The 16,573-nt window shown below is 61.4% G+C and carries 17 protein-coding genes; 6 read left to right on the top strand and 11 right to left on the bottom strand.

The window, feature by feature from the left end; genetic code table 11:
- Positions 1–83: 83 nt before the first annotated feature.
- Genes V6617_RS07600 through V6617_RS07590 form a run of 3 tightly spaced genes read left to right on the top strand, consistent with a single transcriptional unit; the run spans position 84 to position 1,282 of the window.
- Entirely contained in the window at positions 84–515 is a 432-nt protein-coding gene (locus V6617_RS07600) for a GFA family protein (RefSeq protein ID WP_338610164.1), read from the top strand.
- On the top strand, positions 515–913 hold the full coding sequence (locus tag V6617_RS07595) for a GFA family protein (RefSeq protein WP_338610162.1): 399 nt from the start codon (positions 515–517) through the stop codon (positions 911–913). Before V6617_RS07600 ends, V6617_RS07595 begins: the two co-directional genes overlap by 1 nt.
- Positions 914–1,282 carry a TfoX/Sxy family protein gene (locus V6617_RS07590; RefSeq protein WP_338610160.1) on the top strand — a complete coding sequence of 123 codons (369 nt, stop codon included), beginning with the start codon at positions 914–916 and terminating at the stop codon, positions 1,280–1,282.
- Here V6617_RS07590 and fabF read toward each other — a convergent pair.
- A complete protein-coding gene (gene fabF, locus V6617_RS07585; RefSeq protein WP_338610158.1) occupies positions 1,251–2,522 on the bottom strand; it encodes a beta-ketoacyl-ACP synthase II in 1,272 nt (423 codons plus the stop codon). The two genes, V6617_RS07590 and fabF, sit on opposite strands and share 32 nt — an antisense overlap.
- Before the next feature lie 46 nt (positions 2,523–2,568).
- The gene (locus V6617_RS07580) at positions 2,569–3,009 is read right to left on the bottom strand and encodes a MarR family winged helix-turn-helix transcriptional regulator (protein ID WP_338610157.1); all 441 of its coding nucleotides are present in this window, start codon (positions 3,007–3,009) and stop codon (positions 2,569–2,571) included.
- A 191-nt stretch (positions 3,010–3,200) separates the two neighbouring features.
- On the opposite strand from V6617_RS07580, the gene V6617_RS07575 reads away from it, so the two are divergent.
- Together V6617_RS07575 and V6617_RS07570 are read left to right on the top strand one after the other, a co-directional pair.
- On the top strand, positions 3,201–4,412 hold the full coding sequence (locus V6617_RS07575) for an NADP-dependent isocitrate dehydrogenase (protein ID WP_338610155.1): 1,212 nt from the start codon (positions 3,201–3,203) through the stop codon (positions 4,410–4,412).
- Positions 4,413–4,762: 350 nt separating this feature from the next.
- A complete protein-coding gene (locus tag V6617_RS07570; RefSeq protein ID WP_338610154.1) occupies positions 4,763–5,884 on the top strand; it encodes an OmpP1/FadL family transporter in 1,122 nt (373 codons plus the stop codon).
- Between the two features lie 62 nt (positions 5,885–5,946).
- Here the strand turns inward: V6617_RS07570 and alaS are convergent, their stop codons facing one another.
- Entirely contained in the window at positions 5,947–8,607 is a 2,661-nt protein-coding gene (gene alaS / locus V6617_RS07565; RefSeq protein WP_338610152.1) for an alanine--tRNA ligase, read from the bottom strand.
- 412 nt (positions 8,608–9,019) lie between these two features.
- Positions 9,020–10,093, bottom strand: a complete 1,074-nt coding sequence (recA, locus tag V6617_RS07560; RefSeq protein ID WP_338610150.1) for a recombinase RecA — start codon at positions 10,091–10,093, stop codon at positions 9,020–9,022.
- A 164-nt stretch (positions 10,094–10,257) separates the two neighbouring features.
- Here recA and V6617_RS07555 point away from each other — a divergent pair, with 164 nt between their 5' ends.
- Positions 10,258–10,392, top strand: a complete 135-nt coding sequence (locus V6617_RS07555) for a hypothetical protein (protein ID WP_338610148.1) — start codon at positions 10,258–10,260, stop codon at positions 10,390–10,392.
- Here the strand turns inward: V6617_RS07555 and cckA are convergent.
- The 7 genes from cckA to flgB form a co-directional block, all read right to left on the bottom strand.
- Positions 10,389–12,935, bottom strand: coding sequence for a cell cycle histidine kinase CckA (gene cckA, locus V6617_RS07550; RefSeq protein ID WP_338610146.1), 2,547 nt, complete (start codon positions 12,933–12,935; stop codon positions 10,389–10,391). The genes V6617_RS07555 and cckA overlap by 4 nt on opposite strands.
- A gap of 115 nt (positions 12,936–13,050) precedes the next feature.
- A complete protein-coding gene (flhB, locus tag V6617_RS07545; RefSeq protein WP_338610145.1) occupies positions 13,051–14,148 on the bottom strand; it encodes a flagellar biosynthesis protein FlhB in 1,098 nt (365 codons plus the stop codon).
- Between the two features lie 3 nt (positions 14,149–14,151).
- Positions 14,152–14,913, bottom strand: coding sequence for a flagellar biosynthetic protein FliR (gene fliR, locus V6617_RS07540; RefSeq protein WP_338610143.1), 762 nt, complete (start codon positions 14,911–14,913; stop codon positions 14,152–14,154).
- 6 nt (positions 14,914–14,919) lie between these two features.
- The gene (gene fliQ / locus V6617_RS07535; protein WP_338610141.1) at positions 14,920–15,186 is read right to left on the bottom strand and encodes a flagellar biosynthesis protein FliQ; all 267 of its coding nucleotides are present in this window, start codon (positions 15,184–15,186) and stop codon (positions 14,920–14,922) included.
- Positions 15,187–15,277: 91 nt separating this feature from the next.
- Positions 15,278–15,601 (bottom strand): flagellar hook-basal body complex protein FliE, encoded by a 324-nt coding sequence (locus tag V6617_RS07530; RefSeq protein ID WP_338610139.1) that lies wholly within the window; start codon positions 15,599–15,601, stop codon positions 15,278–15,280.
- A 72-nt stretch (positions 15,602–15,673) separates the two neighbouring features.
- Positions 15,674–16,087: a flagellar basal body rod protein FlgC gene (flgC, locus tag V6617_RS07525; protein ID WP_338610138.1), complete on the bottom strand. Its 414-nt coding sequence runs from the start codon at positions 16,085–16,087 to the stop codon at positions 15,674–15,676.
- Positions 16,088–16,098: 11 nt separating this feature from the next.
- Complete coding sequence (flgB, locus tag V6617_RS07520) at positions 16,099–16,503, bottom strand: flagellar basal body rod protein FlgB (RefSeq protein WP_338610137.1); 405 nt, start codon at positions 16,501–16,503, stop codon at positions 16,099–16,101.
- Positions 16,504–16,573: the final 70 nt, after the last annotated feature.

Genomic DNA, 16,573 nt, shown 5'->3' with positions numbered 1-16,573 from the left:
GAAGGCTGAGGCACTAATGCTTGCCGGTCGCAATGGCAACAATAGCGCTGGATTTGTCAGCGTGCTCGTGCCAGCTTTCGCCGATGCCAACACTCAGCCTCGATGAAACCGCCAGTTGCGCCTGCGGCGCCGTAAGCCTTCGGATCGAGGGGCTTGTCCGCTCCATGCTGGTCTGCTCCTGCCTCGATTGCCGCAAATCGACCGGCACGGGCCACTCTGCCGTCGTCTTGATGTCGACCGATTCAGTTGCCGTTTCGGGCAAGACCAAGGGCCATACCCGCCAGGCCGCTTCCGGGTCTGAGATCACCCGCTATTTCTGCCCCCAATGTGGAACGCCCCTTTTTGCCAGAACAGCCCGTGCGCCGCTTTTGGCTCTGGTTCCCGCCGGCCTGTTCGACCGACCCGATTGGTTTTCGCCCAGTCAGGCGATTTTCTCGCGCACCCATCTCGATTGGGACACCCTCGACGAGACGCTCCCACACTACGACACCTATCGCGACAACGGAGGATTTTGATGTTTGCAACCGGCCGCTGCCTGTGCGGAACCATCAGCTTTACGGTCGCCGAACCGCCCATCCGCATGGCCCAGTGCCATTGCGAGGATTGCCGGCGGCTCACCGGCACCGGGCACATCGTTCAGGCATTCTTCAAGACAGATGATCTGACGGTCAGCGGACAACCGGCCGTGTTCGAAAACGTTGCCGATAGTGGCAGCGAACGCCGCCGCTCGTTCTGCCCAACCTGCGGCTCCACCCTGTTTTCCGAACGCAACACGGCTCCCGGCGTGATCGGCATCGCCATCGGCGCCTTCGACAATTCCGACTGGTTCAATCCCGCAATGGTGCTTTATGCCGGACAGCGCCCGCAATGGGACCCTGAACTCCCCGGTATTGAGGCCCATGAAAGAATGTAGATGAGCCACATCGCCGACGCCCTCTCAGACCGAATCCGCGAGCGCCTTGCCCCCATTCCCGGCATCACCGAACAAAAGATGTTCGGCGGACGCTGCTTCATGCTCGACGGCAACATGGTCTGCGGCATCATGAAAAACGGAGCCCTGCTCGCCCGCGTCGGCAAGGACGGCTATGAGGACGCCCTTACCCTTCCCGGCTGCCGGCCCATGACCATGGGCACCAAGACCATGTCGGGCTTTGTTGAAGTCGATGGCGACGTGCTCGAACCCGACAGCGGTCTCGCCCAATGGGTTGACCGCTGCCTGGCGTTTACGGCCACCCTGCCGCCCAAACAGGTCAGACCCGCCCGAACACCAGCGTCGCGTTGATCCCGCCGAACCCGAACGAGTTGGACATGACATAGTCCACTTCCCTGGCGATCGGCGTATTGGGCACGAGCTCGAAGTCCCCGCCCTCGGGCACCGGATCGTCGAGATTGATCGTGGCAGGCAGCGTGTTTTCGCGCAGCGCCATCACCGAGAACATCGCCTCGATGCCCCCTGCCGCGCCGAGAAGATGCCCGGTCGACGATTTTGTAGACGAAATCGCCAGCGACTTGCCCCGATCGCCGAACACCGCACCAATGCCGGCCAGTTCCGCCGCATCGCCCACCGGCGTGGCGGTCGCATGCGCGTTGACATAGCCCACGGCATCGGGAGAAATGCCCGCCATGGCCAGTGCTTTGCGCATCGCCACTTGAGCCCCAGCCCCATCCGGCGATCCCGCCGTCAAATGATAGGCGTCGGCCGACGTGCCATATCCCGCCACGACCGCAAGCGGCACGGCCCCGCGCGCCCTGGCGTGACTGAGCTTTTCGATCACCAGCACCGCTGCCCCCTCGGCCAGCACGAACCCCGAATGCCCCTTGTCGAACGGCCGCGAGGCCTTGTGCGGCTCGTCATTATAGGACGAGGTCAAAGCGCGCGACGCGCCGAACCCGCCAATTGAAATGGGATCGACCGAACCCTCGGCCCCGCCCACCACGGCAACTTCGGCTTCACCGGTCAGGATCAGCCGCATGCCATCGCCGATCGCCTGGGCCGACGCCGCGCACGCCGTAACCGGCGTACCGATCGGCCCACGAAACCCATGCACAATGGAAATCCAGCCCGCCGCCATATTGGCCAGGAACGAGGGCACGGTGAATGGCGAGAGCCGCCGCGGCCCCTTTTCGGCAATGGTGCGCGCCGCCTGCGCCATCACCGGCTCCCCGCCCACGCCCGAAGCGATGATCGTTGCCGTTGCCTGCTGCCCTGCATCGTCCTGGGGGTGCCAGCCGGCCTGATCGAGCGCCTGCGCCGCTGCGGCAAGCCCATACTGGATGAAAAGATCCATCTTCTTGATTTCCTTGGGCTCGATCCATTCGGCTGGATCGAACCCTTGGGGATCGTTGGTCTTGTCGGGAACCAGCCCGGCGATGTGGGAGGCAAACCCCGTCGTATCGAAGCGATCGTTGCGCACGACCCCGCTCTTGCCGGCAATAAGCCGCTCCCAGTTGGTCGCAACGCCCACCCCAAGCGGCGACACCACACCCATCCCGGTTACAACAACCGGATCATCGCTTTGCATCGAAAGTCTCCATCAATGGTTCTGGATTGATATGCCGTCCGGGCCTTCAGGCGTCCGCGTGCTCGCGCGCCTCACCGGCGGTAAGGGCACGCAACCCGCCAAGGAAATCCTCAGCCCCCGGCTCGGCCACCAGCGCCCTCAATTCGACCTGGGATTCCCGCCAGAGCGGCAGGATGTCGTCAAGAAGCGCCGCGCCCTTCCCGGTGAGTTCATAGTGTCGGATATTGCCCTTTTCCGGGCGTCCCGCGACGACGAGCCCGCGTTTGGCGAGTGGCTCGAGATTGCGCAGCAGCGTCGTCCGATCCATCGAAATTCGTGCCGCCATCGAATTGACCGACATGCGCGGCGAGTTCCGAACCGTCATAAGGACGGTAAACTGGACAACCGAAATTTCAAAAGGCCGGAGCACCTTGTCGTACCGGCGCGTCAGCGCCCGCGCCGCCATGACGGTGTTGAGCACGAGGCAATCGAAAAAGGCAAAGGTCATGGCGGCAACCTATAGTGTAATTACACATGTGTAAATACACTATACTATTCACCTCCGTGCCACCCCCGCTCGGCAAGCCCCCTTCGCGGCGAGACACTTTGCGCCTTTCCAATGCTCTGCTATAGGGACCGCGAACTTTGGCTGGCCCGTGCTGGCCGAACCGGGTTTTTGCGCGCGAGGAGCACACATATATGAGCAAGATCAAAGTCGCCAATCCCGTCGTCGAACTTGACGGCGACGAGATGACACGCATCATCTGGCAGGCCATCAAAGACAAGCTGATCCACCCCTATCTCGACATCGATCTTGAATATTACGACCTCAGCGTCCAGAAGCGCGACGAAACCGACGACCAGATCACCGTCGATGCGGCCAACGCCATCAAGAAGCACGGCGTCGGCGTCAAATGCGCCACCATCACCCCCGATGAGGGCCGCGTCGAGGAATTCGGTCTCAAGAAGATGTGGCGCTCGCCCAACGGCACCATCCGCAACATCCTGGGCGGGGTGATTTTCCGCGAGCCCATCATCTGCAAGAACGTGCCGCGCCTCGTCCCCGGCTGGACCCAGCCCATCATCGTGGGCCGTCACGCCTATGGCGATCAGTACCGCGCCACCGATTTCAGATTCCCCGGCAAAGGCAAGCTCTCCATCAAGTTCGTTGGCGAAGACGGACAGGAAATCGAGCACGAAGTGTTCGACGCTCCCTCCTCGGGCGTGGCCATGGCCATGTATAACCTCGACGAGTCGATCCGCGACTTCGCCCGCGCCTCGCTCAACTATGCCCTCCAGCGCGGCGTCCCCTGCTATCTCTCGACCAAGAACACCATCCTCAAGGTCTATGACGGCCGCTTCAAGGATATCTTCGAGGAAGTCTTCCAGGCCGAGTTCAAGGAAAAATACGAAGCCAAGAAGATCTGGTACGAGCACCGCCTGATCGACGACATGGTTGCAGCGGCCCTCAAATGGTCCGGCGGTTACGTCTGGGCCTGCAAGAACTACGATGGCGACGTGCAGTCCGACATCGTCGCGCAGGGCTTTGGCTCGCTCGGCCTGATGACCTCGGTTCTCATGACCCCCGATGGGCAGACCGTCGAAGCCGAAGCGGCCCACGGCACCGTGACCCGTCACTACCGCCAGCACCAGCAGGGCAAGGAAACCTCGACCAATTCCACGGCCTCGATCTTTGCCTGGACCCGTGGCCTTGCCCACCGCGCCAAGCTCGACGGCAATGACGAACTGGCAACCTTCGCCGCCACGCTCGAAAAGGTCACCGTCGACACGATCGAACAGGGCAAGATGACCAAGGATCTGGCGCTTCTGGTCGGCCCCGATCAGCCCTGGCTCACCACAATGGGGTTCCTGGACGCCATCGACGCCAACCTGCAAAAGGCCATGGCGTAACCGTCATCAAGCCGAACACAGCTGCCAAAGCCGCCCCTCGGGGCGGCTTTTCTTTTGCCCGCAGTCTCGCACGGCGCTGTTGCGGATGTGCATTTGTGACACATTTTTGACCAAATCCGCTTCGGGGCAATTGACCGGGACAGGGAACACAGCGATTGTTGACGTAAGCGTCATAGCGCTATCGATAACGATAGGGCTTATGGCGTCGGCGTGTTGGAGGGACGCGTCAGGACAATCCCGCGCATGTCCGGCAAGACGTTTTTGCGGTTCGGACACGCGACAGAACAAAGGTTGGAGCCAAGGATCTGCGTCAATCAGATCCCGAACGGCTCCAGGAGGAGAGTTACTCAATGCGTGCACCACGCAAGCGTTCCCATGCACTTGCCGTTTTGGGCCTGATGGCCGTCGGCGGCTCCGCCCAGGCCGGGGGTCTGGAAGCCAATGGCTACAACTGGGACATGATCTTCGATCCGGCGACCTATGCCGCCAAAGGCACGATCACCTATGTCGATATCGATCACGCCATTACCAATCCCGGCTACCCGGGAACCACGGTGTCCTCGTCACCAAGCCGCGTTCACTACAATTTCGGCATAAGCGGCGAGATTATCGACAACACCTCATGCCTGGTCTCGGCACAGAACCCGTTCGGTTCGGGCACCGATCGCGACAGGGCCTATGCCTTCGCCACCAGCCAGGCCGTGCGCGAGCGCATAAGTTCCAATGACATCGGCCTGACCTGCGCTTACGGGCTCGACGTCGGCCCCGGCGTTGCCAGCATCATCGGCGGCATATCGGCCCAGCAATTGAGCTACACTGCCACCGTCCCCACGGCTCTGGGCATCACGGCCCCCATCGATATCGACGGCATGTCGGCCGGCTGGCGGCTGGGTGTTGCCTATGAAATCGAAGAGATCGCCCTGCGCGTCAGCGCAATCTACAATTCCGCCGTTTCCTATGACCTCGATGGCACGGCCCTGGACGGCACCCCGTTCTCCGGCCCGGCCAGCGCCAATGTCACCGCCCCGCAATCGATCGAGCTCAAGGCCCAGACCGGCGTTGCGCCGGGGTGGCTCGTGCTCGGCTCGGTCAAATGGGTCGATTGGTCGGTGGTCGATACACTTGCTGTCAGTACAAATGCCGGTCCCATCAGCACCGATCTCAACTATCGCGATGGCTGGACGGTGACCGGCGGGGTCGGGCACGCACTGACTCCCGAGCTTACCGTGCTGGGCACGGTTACATGGGATCGCGGCACCGCCTCGGTCGACAATGCGGGCGTGTTGGAAAACGGCACCCAGACCGACCGTTGGGGCGCAACCCTGGGCGCGGCCTACGACATTTCCGAGAGCGTCGAGTTCTCCGGCGGCGTGTCCTATTCGACAATCGCGCCCGGCAGCAATCTGCAGAACGAAAGCTGGGACCGCGGCTCGGTCCTCGCCATCAGCGCCAGCCTCAAGGCATCGTTCTGAGCGTTTCGCGGTAACGAAAATGGCCCCTCACGGGGCCATTTTTATGCGTTTGATAGGGGCGATCAGGCGCCCAGATGAGCCTTGATGGCATCAACCGCCGCCTGGGCTTGCGAGGCGTCGGGGCCACCGGCCTGCGCCATGTCGGGACGACCGCCGCCGCCCTGCCCGCCGAGCGTCGTCGAGCCGATCCGCACCAGATCGACGGCGCTGTAACGCGACACAAGATCGTCGCTCACGCCCACCGAAATGCCGGCCTTGCCATCCTCGGTCGTGCCCACGATGACAACAATCCCCGACCCGATCTGCTTTTTGCCCTGATCGACGAGCCCGCGCAAATCCTTGGGCTGCAGTCCTTCGACCACGCGCCCCATAAAGGTCACGCCATTGATCGTTTCGCTGGCCGCCCCATTGGCAGCGCCGCCGCCCATGGCCAGCTTCTGGCGCAGATCGGCGACCTGCCGCTCCAGTGCCCGCCGTTCTTCCACCAGCGCTTCGACCCGCGACACCACATCGCGCGGCGACACCTTGAGCGCCGCGGCGACCGTCTTGAGCTGATCTTCCTGCTCGTTGAGATAGGCCCGTGCGCCATCGGCGGTCAGCGCCTCGACACGCCGCACGCCCGCTGCGACAGAACTTTCCTGGACGATCTTGACCAGCCCGATGTCGCCGGTGCGCCGCACATGCGTGCCGCCGCACAATTCCATCGAATAGGTCTTGCCCGCCTTTTCCCCATCCAGCGCCATGCCCATGGAGACCACGCGCACCTCGTCGCCGTATTTTTCGCCAAACAGCGCCATGGCCCCGGCCTTGACCGCATCGTCGACGGCCATCAGCCGCGTTTCGACAGGCGCGTTCTGCAGCACGATGGCATTGGCCATGCGCTCGACCTCGGCGATCTCCGCTTCGCTCATCGGCTTGGTGTGCGAATAGTCGAACCGCAAACGGTCGGGCGAAACCAGCGAGCCCTTCTGCGCAACATGGCTGCCCAGCACCTCGCGCAGCGCCTCGTGCAGAAGGTGGGTCGCCGAATGGTTGGCGCGGATCGCGGTTCGGCGGGAATGGTCGACCTTGAGCGTCAGCGCCTCGTCGATCTTGACCGTCCCGGCTTCGACCTTGACGCGATGGGCGAACACGCCGCCCGCCTGCTTTGTGGTATCGAGCACGACCACCTTCGCGCCGTCCTCGCTCTCCATCGTGCCGGTGTCTCCCACCTGCCCGCCGCTTTCGCCGTAGAATGGCGTCTGGTTAAGGACGATGAAACCCTCGTCTCCCGCATTGAGCGTATCCACGCTTGCCCCGTCCTTGACCAGCGCCTTGACTGCGCCGTCGCTGTCTTCGGTCTCATAGCCCAGAAATTCTGTGGGCCCGGCCGTGTCGGCAATCGAAAACCACACCGCGCTCGTTGCCGCATCGCCCGATCCCGACCAGTTCTTGCGTGCTTCGGCTTTCTGGCGCGCCATGGCCGCATCGAACCCGGTCTGGTCGACCGAAACACCCCGCAGCCGCAGCGCATCCTGGGTCAGATCGAGCGGGAAGCCATAAGTGTCGTAGAGCTTGAAGGCGGTCTCGCCGGCCAGCGTATCGCCCTTGCCCAATCCGGCGCTTTCGTCCTCAAGAATCTGCAGCCCGCGGCTGAGCGTCTTTAAGAAGCGTTCCTCTTCGAGCCGGATCGTTTCCGAAATCATCGCCTCGCCCGCAACGAGGTCCGGATAGGCCTGCCCCATCTCGCGCACCAGGGACGGCACGAGCTTGAAGATCGTGGCATTGTTGGTGCCCAACAGTGTTGCATGGCGCATGGCACGGCGCATGATGCGGCGCAGCACGTAACCGCGCCCCTCATTGGCCGGCAGCACGCCGTCGGCAATCAGGAACGACATCGAACGCAAATGATCGGCGATGACGCGATAGGACGCCACGGTTTCCGGGGTCGGCGCGCGCCCGACTGCAGAAGCGGTCGCATCGATCACATGGCGGAACATGTCGGTTTCAAAGACGCTCTCGACACCCTGAAGGATCGAGGCCATCCGCTCGAGCCCCATCCCCGTATCGATCGAGGGGCGCGGCAGCGGTTCTTGCTTGCCGTCGCCGCTTTGCTCGTATTGCATGAACACCAGATTCCAGAACTCGAGGAACCTGTCGCCGTCTTCTTCTGGCGTGCCCGGAGGGCCGCCCCAGATATGATCGCCGCGATCGATAAAGATTTCCGAGCACGGACCGCACGGGCCCGTATCGCCCATCGTCCAGAAATTGTCCGAAGTGGGAATACGGATGATCTTGTCATCGGAAAACCCGGCGATCTTTTTCCATAGGTCCGCCGCTTCGTCGTCGGTGTGATAGACGGTGACCAGCAGCTTGTCCTTGTCGAGACCGAACTCCTTGGTGACCAGCGTCCAGGCCATTTCGATGGCCTGTTCCTTGAAATAGTCGCCGAAGGAAAAATTGCCCAGCATCTCGAAAAAGGTCAGATGCCGCGCCGTAAAGCCCACATTGTCGAGATCGTTGTGCTTGCCCCCTGCCCGCACGCATTTCTGCGAGGTCGTGGCGCGAGAATAGGGCCGCTTTTCAAGCCCGGTAAAAACGTTCTTGAACTGCACCATGCCCGCATTGGTGAACATCAGCGTCGGATCGTTGCGCGGCACCAGCGGGCTTGAAGAGACTTTCTCATGGCCGTTCCTGGCAAAGAAGTCGAGGAAGGTCGAACGGATGTCGTTTACGCTTGTCATGATCGAGCCCAAAAACCCTGTCTGCGGCCAAGGCGCCGCACCATATCTTTATCGTTCTGGATGCGCCGGATACGCGGCCGATTGCGCCCCGTTTTCACCGGCTGGAAACTTGAGCAAGCCTTCTAGCGTGTGCATCGGGCGAGTGCAATGCGAAGGCTGCGGCACCGGGCCAATAAGTGCCGGCAGCAAACCCGCTGGTTTTGCAAAAAAGAAAGGCGCCGGTTGCCCGGCGCCAGGAGGTCAGAGACCACAATTCGGCTTGGCCGCGCAAAACCGCAACAGCCAATTAGAGCGTGTCCAGCAAAACCATGTCCTCGACGCGATCGGGGATGGAAACGGTTTTGCGGCTCGGACACGCGCCAAAACAAGAACTTGGAGCCAAGGATTTGAGTCAATCAAATCCTGAACGGCTCTAGTCTTCGCTGTCCTCGGCGCTGCCTTCTCCTGCCGTGATCAGTTCAGCGGCAATAAGCCCGGCGCTCTCGCGCACCCCGTTCTCGATCTGATTGGCGATCTCGGGATTGTCCTTGAGGAACTGGCGCGAATTTTCACGCCCCTGGCCCAGCCGCTGGCTGTCATAGGAGAACCAGGCTCCCGATTTCTCGACGATCCCGGCCTTGACGCCCAGATCGAGCAGCTCACCGGTCTTGGAAACGCCTTCGCCATACATGATGTCGAATTCGACCTGACGGAACGGAGGGGCCATCTTGTTCTTGACCACCTTGACGCGCGTTTGGTTGCCGACAACTTCCTCGCGGTCCTTGATGGCGCCGATGCGGCGAATGTCGAGACGAACCGAGGAATAGAATTTGAGCGCATTGCCGCCGGTCGTGGTTTCGGGCGAGCCGAACATCACGCCGATCTTCATGCGGATCTGGTTGATGAAGATCACCATGGCCTTCGATTTGGAAATCGAACCCGTGAGCTTGCGCATAGCCTGGCTCATCAGACGCGCCTGAAGGCCCGGCAGGGAATCGCCCATCTCGCCTTCGAGTTCGGCCCGTGGCGTCAAAGCCGCCACCGAGTCGACGACCAGAACGTCGATCGCGCCAGACCGCACCAGCGTATCTGCGATTTCGAGCGCCTGTTCACCCGCATCGGGCTGGGAGATCAACAGCTCGTCGATATTGACGCCAAGCTTGCGCGCATAGGTGGGATCGAGCGCGTGTTCTGCGTCGATGAACGCGCAGATACCGCCGCCTTTCTGGGCTTCGGCCAGCACATGCAAAGCCAGCGTTGTCTTGCCCGAGCTTTCCGGCCCGAAAATTTCGATGATACGCCCGCGCGGCAGACCACCGATGCCCAGCGCGATATCGAGACCGAGCGAGCCCGTGGAAATCGATTCGACATTGACTGAGGTGTTTTCCCCCAGCTTCATGACCGAACCCTTGCCGAAATTGCGCTCGATCTGACCCAGAGCGGCCTCGAGCGCCTTGTTCTTGTCCATCGAACCCCCGTCAACCACGCGAAGCTGTGAAACTGCCATTGTTAGCTCTCCTTATTTCACCAAATGCCCTGCGCGCGCAACGCGATCAGTCGGCCCTCAACGCCTATTTCTAGGTTGCATATTTGTTCTCATTTTGTTTTCGATATGTCAAGAGACAAAATAAGAACATTCTGGAATAATGGAACTCTTCCACTTCATACGCATTGGGAATCGCAATCGGTGCCGGAATCGGCGTCGCGCTAGACAACATCGCCATCGGAATCGGCATCGGCGTTGCCATCGGCGCCGGTCTTGGTGCGGCATTTCTGGCTGCCTCGAACTCCTCGGAAAAAGACTAGTCCTCGCTGGCCGCCGGACTGCCCGAAAGCACTTCCTTGACCTTGGAATTGATCTGATCGAGCGTATAGGGCTTGGGCAAAAATTCCACGCTCCTGTCGTCCTCGAGCCCCTGGCGCACGCTTTCTTCGGCATAGCCGGAAACGAAGATCACCTTGAGCCCCGGATAGAGCCTGCGCACATGGGTCAGAAGCGTCGGCCCGTCCATCTCGGGCATCACCACGTCCGAAATGATCAGGTCGACCTTGCCCTCGATTTCCTCGAGCACTTCGAGCGCCTCTTCGCCAGATCCGGCCTCGAACACTTCATAACCCGTTGTCGACAGGGCCCGCGCCGAGAACATGCGCACGCTCTCCTCGTCCTCGACGAGAAGGATGCGTTCATTGCCCGTCAGATCGCGGACAGGCGCCGCAACCGCCTTGACCACTTCTTCCTTTTCCTGCTGGATGTGCCGGGGCAGCAGCAACCGGAAGGTCGTGCCCTTTCCCACTTCGGATTCGGGATAGATATAGCCACCGGTCTGCTTGATGATGCCATAGACCATCGACAGGCCCAGCCCGGTCCCCTTGCCCAGCTCCTTTGTCGAAAAGAACGGCTCGAAGATTTTTTCCATGACCTCCTGGGTCATGCCCGTGCCGGTATCGCTCACCTCGATCGAAACGAAATCGGTGGGCACCAGCCCCGGATAGGTGAAAGTCTCGGCTTCGGCCTGCTCGACATTGCGGGTGCGCAGCGTGATCTGCCCGCCATCGGGCATCGCGTCGCGCGCATTGACCGCAAGGTTGATGATCACCTGTTCGAGCTGCACCAGGTCGGCCCGGATCGGCCACACATCGCGCCCGTGCTCGACATCGAGCGTCACATGCTCACCGATCAGCCGCTTGAGCAACACCGTCAGATCGTCGATATGCTGGGGCACTTCAAGCACCTGCGGGCGCAGCGTCTGCCGACGCGAGAAGGCCAGAAGCTGGCGCACCAGGCCCGCAGCGCGGTTGGCGCTCTGCTTGATCGACATGATGTCGCCAAACGAGGGATCGGACGGTTTGTGCTTGAGCAGCAGCAGGTCCGAAAACCCGATGATCGCCGTCAGCACGTTGTTGAAATCATGGGCCACCCCACCGGCCAGTTGCCCCACCGCCTGCATTTTCATGCCCTGGGCAAACTGTTCTTCGAGCTGGCGCTGCTCGGTCATGTCGAGCGCATAAAGGATCGCCGCCTCGTCGCTTTCCCCGCCCTGCTCGACGCCCGAAATGAACATGCGCACGCTGCGCGGCTTTTCCCCCGGAATCGTCGCATCGACCGGCGCGATTTCCGACCGGTGCCCCTTGGCATCGGCCAGCGCCATCGCCAGTTTTTCCCGGCTTTCCGGATCGATCAGCGAGGCGACATTGAGCCCCTCGATCCCGCGTTCCCCGGATGTCAGCCCGAAAATCCGGGTAAAGGGCGCATTGGTACGCACCACCTTGCCCGCCCCGTCGAGCGCCGCAATGGCAATCGGGGTGTGGTTGAAAAACCGCGAAAACCGCACTTCGGCGGCCCGCAATGCCTCTTCCCCCTCGATGCCGCGTGAGCGGTCGAGCACCAGCGTACGCGTCTCGCCCAGCTCGCCCTCGGCCAGCCGCGCCGCGCGGTGCAACAGCCGCACCGGCAGATTGGTGCCGTCGTGGCGCACCAGATCGAGATCGATCACTTCGGTGCGCACCGCGCCGTCCTGCCCGCCGCCCATCAAAAGCCCCGCGCCATCGCCCTGCACGATCTCGGCAAGATCGAGATCGCCCGCCTCGAAAGCCGCGAGATCATAGCCCAGCCAGTCGGCCAGCGTTGAGTTGATATACTGTATCCGCCCGCGCGCATTGGCCGAAAAGAACCCGGCCGGCGCATGATCGAGATAGTCGATGGCCTTTTGCAGCTCGACGTAGAAATTTTCCTGGCTCTCGCGGTCGCGGGTTATGTCCTCGACCGTCCAGATCACCGATTTGCCCGGCGCGCCATCGTAATCGGGAAGGCTGCGTGCCCCGATGCGGAACCATTGCGCAGCGCTCTTGCCGCGCGCAATCCGCACATCCTCGACAATCGCCCGCCCGTCCCGCGCGGCCCGCGAAAGCCGATAGACCGCCTCGCTCGCTTCGGGCTGGCTGGCAAACAGCCGCGGCACGCCAACGGGGACCCCCTTGGAAACAGATTTGGAAAGGTCCGAATATTGCGCATTGGCATAAAAGATCTTGCCGTCGCGGTCGGTGACCACCGCCCCGTAGGGCAGGCTGTCGACAATGGCGCGGGCCAACGTCCGCTTTTCAGAGCCCCCCACGAACCGGAACAGCCCCGCCGCCAGCGCAAACAGCGAAAACACCCCGATAACCGACAGGACACCCAGAAACAGGACGATCATTTCGGGCGAAATGGCGTCTCCCATCAGCGAGAACGCTACGGCAACCGCGACGAAAGCGAGCGAAAGGATGATCACCCGCCACAGCGCTGCATTGGACGACGGACGCGCCACCATCGGCTCGGGATAGCTGTCCTCGTCCATCGGGGCCACCGCCATCGCTTTTTGTTCCTCGCTAGAGACATCCGCCCGCAAATCGAATCGGGCTTCCTATTGGTAGCAAACCCGACTTCGCCTTGGGTAGTGCGGATTAACCGCTCGTTAACAGTCTCGGTTAGGGTCGACCCTGATTTCCACTGCGCCAGCTCGAGCGGTTTTTCAACCGCATCACATAGCCGATGATCTGCGCCACGGCCTTGAAATGCTCTGCCGGGATCGTCTCGCCCACCTCGGCGCCCGCATAAAGCGCCCGGGCCAGCGGGGGATTTTCGACGATTGGAATGTCGTGATCCCTGGCCAGCCCGCGGATTCTGAGCGCAACGGCATCGACGCCCTTGGCCAGCACCTGGGGAGCGGCCATGTCCTTGTCGTATTTGAGCGCCACGGCAAAATGGGTCGGGTTGGTCACCACAACCGTCGCATCGGGCACCGCGGCCATCATGCGCTTGCGGGACCGCTCCATGCGGATCTGGCGGATACGGCCCTTGACGTGAGGATCGCCCTCCATCTGCTTGTACTCGTCGCGCACTTCCTTGACCGTCATCATCTGGCGCTGCCACCATTTGTGGCGCATGTAGATATAGTCGAGCAGCGCCACGATGGTGATGGCGATCAGGGTCGCGATAAAGATCTTGATGCCGATTTCCTGGAACAGTTCCAGTGTCACGATGGGGTCGGCGGTCATGATGGTCGAAAGCCGGTCCCGGTCGGGCCAGACCACCAGCACCATGATGGTGGAAAACACCACGAGCTTGAACAGCCCCTTACCGAAATTGACCAGCGCCTCGCTCGAAAACAGGCGCTTGGCTCCGGCCAGCGGGGAGACTTTGGAGAATTTGGGTTTGAGGTTTTCGGCCGAAAACACCATGCGGTGCTGCACCATGTTTCCCGCAATCCCGCACAGCGCCAGAAGGACCATCGGCAGCAAAAGCGCACTCAAAAGGCTGATCGTCGCGCCATAGACGAACTGGTTGAACCCCGGCCCGCCCACTTCGTAAAGGTCGGCGCGGCCAAGATAATCGCCGAGGCTGGTCATGAACTGCGCACTGGTAAACGGGGCGACAAAGGCAAAGATCAGCGCCGACCCCAGGATCATGAACCAGGTCGTCACCTCCTGGCTCTTGACCACATCGCCCTTCTTGTGGGCGTCCTCGAGCCGTTTTTGGGAGGGGTCCTCTGTCTTTTCGCTCTGTTCGGGTTTGTCGTCGCTCATACTCTAGCCCAGAAACTGCGAAAAGTGATCTTCGAGATGGGTCATATAAAGGGTCATCGTGAGGCTGAGCAGCAACGCGAACAGGATCAGCCCGATGATGATGTTGGCCGGCATGGCCATGAAAAACACCTGAATCTGCGGCATCAGGCGCCCCAAAATCCCCAGCCCCAGGTAAAACACCAGACCGAAAACCAGGAACGGCGCCGACATCTGCGTGCCGATCAGAAACGCCTGCGCCACCATCTCCGTGGCCATTTCCGCAGCATCGCCCAGCATCAGCGGCGCGTCGGGCGGGAAATAGCTGTAGCTGGCATAGATCCCGGCCAGCAGCACATGGTGCAGATCGGTGGCAAAGATCAGCGTCACGCCCAGCATGGCCAGAAAATTGCCAATGATGGCCCCCTGCACCCCCGGCTGGGTGGGATCGGATGTCTGGGCCATCGAAAGCCCCATCTGGAACGCGATCACCGCACCTGCGACCTGCGCCGCCGTAAGAATGAGCCGGGTCAGCCCCCCGAGGATAAATCCCACGGCAAGTTCATGGCCCAGCGCCGTCATCAATCCGCCCAGCGTCACCGGAACCGCCCCCAGATTGGGCAGGATCAGCGGATAAAGGATCAGCGAAAACGCCAGCGCGAACGTCAGCCGCAAGCGCGTGGGAATCGTTGATTCCCCGAGCGCGGGCAGCAACATCAGGATCGTGCCGAGGCGCGCGAAAATGAGAAAGAAATAATAGGCGACATCGGGGCCCCAGCTCACGCTCATGGCCCGTTACCCGCCTGTTATGATCATGTCGACGATCTGGGTCATGTAAGCGCTCATCGTGGCGCCCATGAACGGCAAGGTCACCAGCAGCGTGACAAAGATCGCGATGATCTTGGGCACGAAAACCAGTGTCATTTCCTGGATTTGCGTCAAAGCCTGAAACAGGGCGATGATGACGCCGACCACCAGTCCCACGATCATCATCGGCCCCGAAACGATAATCAGGGTCCAGATGCCGGAGGTGGCGATATCGAGAGTTTCTGCCCCGCTCATGGGAATGGCTCCTGCCGAATCGAGCCCATTCTACACGCTCTGACGCCCAATGGACCCTCGGTGTACTGGAGGGCCACGCCCAAAGGTCAGCCTAGATCGGCATGCGCATGATTTCTTCGTAGGCCGAGATCACCCGGTCGCGAACGGTGACCATGGTTTCCATCGCCGACTCGGTTTCGGCCAGCGCGGTCACCACATCGACCACATTGGCCTTGCCGTTGATCATATCGACAGACACCTGATCGGAGCGCTGCCCGGTCTCGGCGATACCACCGAGCTGATCGGCCAGCATCTGCCCGAAATCGGTGCCCGAGGGCGAAGCTGTGGGCGCTGTCAGCTTGCCGCCGGCCTGATCGGAAATCAGGCGCGAGACATTGCCGTAAGCGGCTGTGGCTGCATTGAATGGCGTGCTCATGAGCTTGTATCCTTTAGTTGTCGCGCTTCCGAACCGCAAAAGTGGCTCCCACTTTTACTGGAAGCCCTCCCGCTATCCCCTCAGAATATCGAGCGTCCGTCCCAGCATCTGGCGCGACACGGTGACGACGTTGAGATTGGCCTCGTAGGTGCGCTGGGCCTCGCGCATGTCCATGGTCTCGATCAGCGTGTTGACGTTGGGGTATTTGACATACCCGTTCTCGTCGGCCGCCGGATGGCCCGGCTCGTAGCGCGAGGAGAAATCGCTCATGTCCGTGGCCAGCGCCCCGACCGTCACTTCGGTGGCACCCAGTTCGCGATTGAGCACGGCGTGAAAGGTCGGCACCTTGCGGCGATAGGGATCCTCCTCGGGCGTGTGCCCCGCGGAATCGGCGTTGGCCATGTTCTCGGCGATCACCCGCATGCGCGCCGTCTGGGCGTTGAGCCCCGACCCGGCGATCTTGATCGATGTCATGAAGTCGTTCATGCGCTAGCGTCCTATACGTTCTTGCCCAGGGCGATTTTCATCAGCCGCATGGAGCGTGTGTAGAGCGTGGTCGCGGCCTGATAGTCCATCTGGTTGGTCGTGACCTTCATCATCTCTTCTTCCAGCGTCACCCCGTTGCCCTCGGGCATGACCTCGAAACTGTTCATCGTCCGCGCGCCCATGGCCCGGCTCGGATCGCTCCCGACCGAGAAATGCTTCTTGTTGGTCGCCGTCGTCGTGACACTGGCCCCCGAATGCCGCGCCGTGCTTTCGATGGAAAACGGAGCAAGGTCGCGCCCGCGATAGCCGGGCGTCTCGGCATTGGCGACGTTCTCGGCCAGAAGCGTCTGGCGGGTTTGATGCCATTGCATCCTGTTCTTGAGCGCGGCAAAGATGGGCAGATCGCCAATGGCCATGTCGGTTCGCCGAATCCGGTTACGGTCTGTTAACTGGGCAAACTTTGCCCACTCCATGGTTAACGGCGCG

The sequence above is a fragment of the Pelagibacterium nitratireducens genome, assembly GCF_037044555.1.
Classification (GTDB): domain Bacteria; phylum Pseudomonadota; class Alphaproteobacteria; order Rhizobiales; family Devosiaceae; genus Pelagibacterium; species Pelagibacterium nitratireducens.
Note: the sequence above shows the minus strand (reverse complement) of the source record. Positions and strands in the feature narration are given on the sequence as shown.

Coding starts and splice junctions, on each gene's coding strand:
- V6617_RS07600 (WP_338610164.1), top strand. CDS start 84: ATGCCAACACTCAGCCTCGATGAAACCGCCAGTTGCGCCTGCGGCGCC.
- V6617_RS07595 (WP_338610162.1), top strand. CDS start 515: ATGTTTGCAACCGGCCGCTGCCTGTGCGGAACCATCAGCTTTACGGTC.
- V6617_RS07590 (WP_338610160.1), top strand. CDS start 914: ATGAGCCACATCGCCGACGCCCTCTCAGACCGAATCCGCGAGCGCCTT.
- fabF (WP_338610158.1), bottom strand. CDS start 2,522: ATGCAAAGCGATGATCCGGTTGTTGTAACCGGGATGGGTGTGGTGTCG.
- V6617_RS07580 (WP_338610157.1), bottom strand. CDS start 3,009: ATGACCTTTGCCTTTTTCGATTGCCTCGTGCTCAACACCGTCATGGCG.
- V6617_RS07575 (WP_338610155.1), top strand. CDS start 3,201: ATGAGCAAGATCAAAGTCGCCAATCCCGTCGTCGAACTTGACGGCGAC.
- V6617_RS07570 (WP_338610154.1), top strand. CDS start 4,763: ATGCGTGCACCACGCAAGCGTTCCCATGCACTTGCCGTTTTGGGCCTG.
- alaS (WP_338610152.1), bottom strand. CDS start 8,607: ATGACAAGCGTAAACGACATCCGTTCGACCTTCCTCGACTTCTTTGCC.
- recA (WP_338610150.1), bottom strand. CDS start 10,093: ATGGCAGTTTCACAGCTTCGCGTGGTTGACGGGGGTTCGATGGACAAG.
- cckA (WP_338610146.1), bottom strand. CDS start 12,935: ATGGCGGTGGCCCCGATGGACGAGGACAGCTATCCCGAGCCGATGGTG.
- flhB (WP_338610145.1), bottom strand. CDS start 14,148: ATGAGCGACGACAAACCCGAACAGAGCGAAAAGACAGAGGACCCCTCC.
- fliR (WP_338610143.1), bottom strand. CDS start 14,913: ATGAGCGTGAGCTGGGGCCCCGATGTCGCCTATTATTTCTTTCTCATT.
- fliQ (WP_338610141.1), bottom strand. CDS start 15,186: ATGAGCGGGGCAGAAACTCTCGATATCGCCACCTCCGGCATCTGGACC.
- V6617_RS07530 (WP_338610139.1), bottom strand. CDS start 15,601: ATGAGCACGCCATTCAATGCAGCCACAGCCGCTTACGGCAATGTCTCG.
- flgC (WP_338610138.1), bottom strand. CDS start 16,087: ATGAACGACTTCATGACATCGATCAAGATCGCCGGGTCGGGGCTCAAC.
- flgB (WP_338610137.1), bottom strand. CDS start 16,503: ATGGCCATTGGCGATCTGCCCATCTTTGCCGCGCTCAAGAACAGGATG.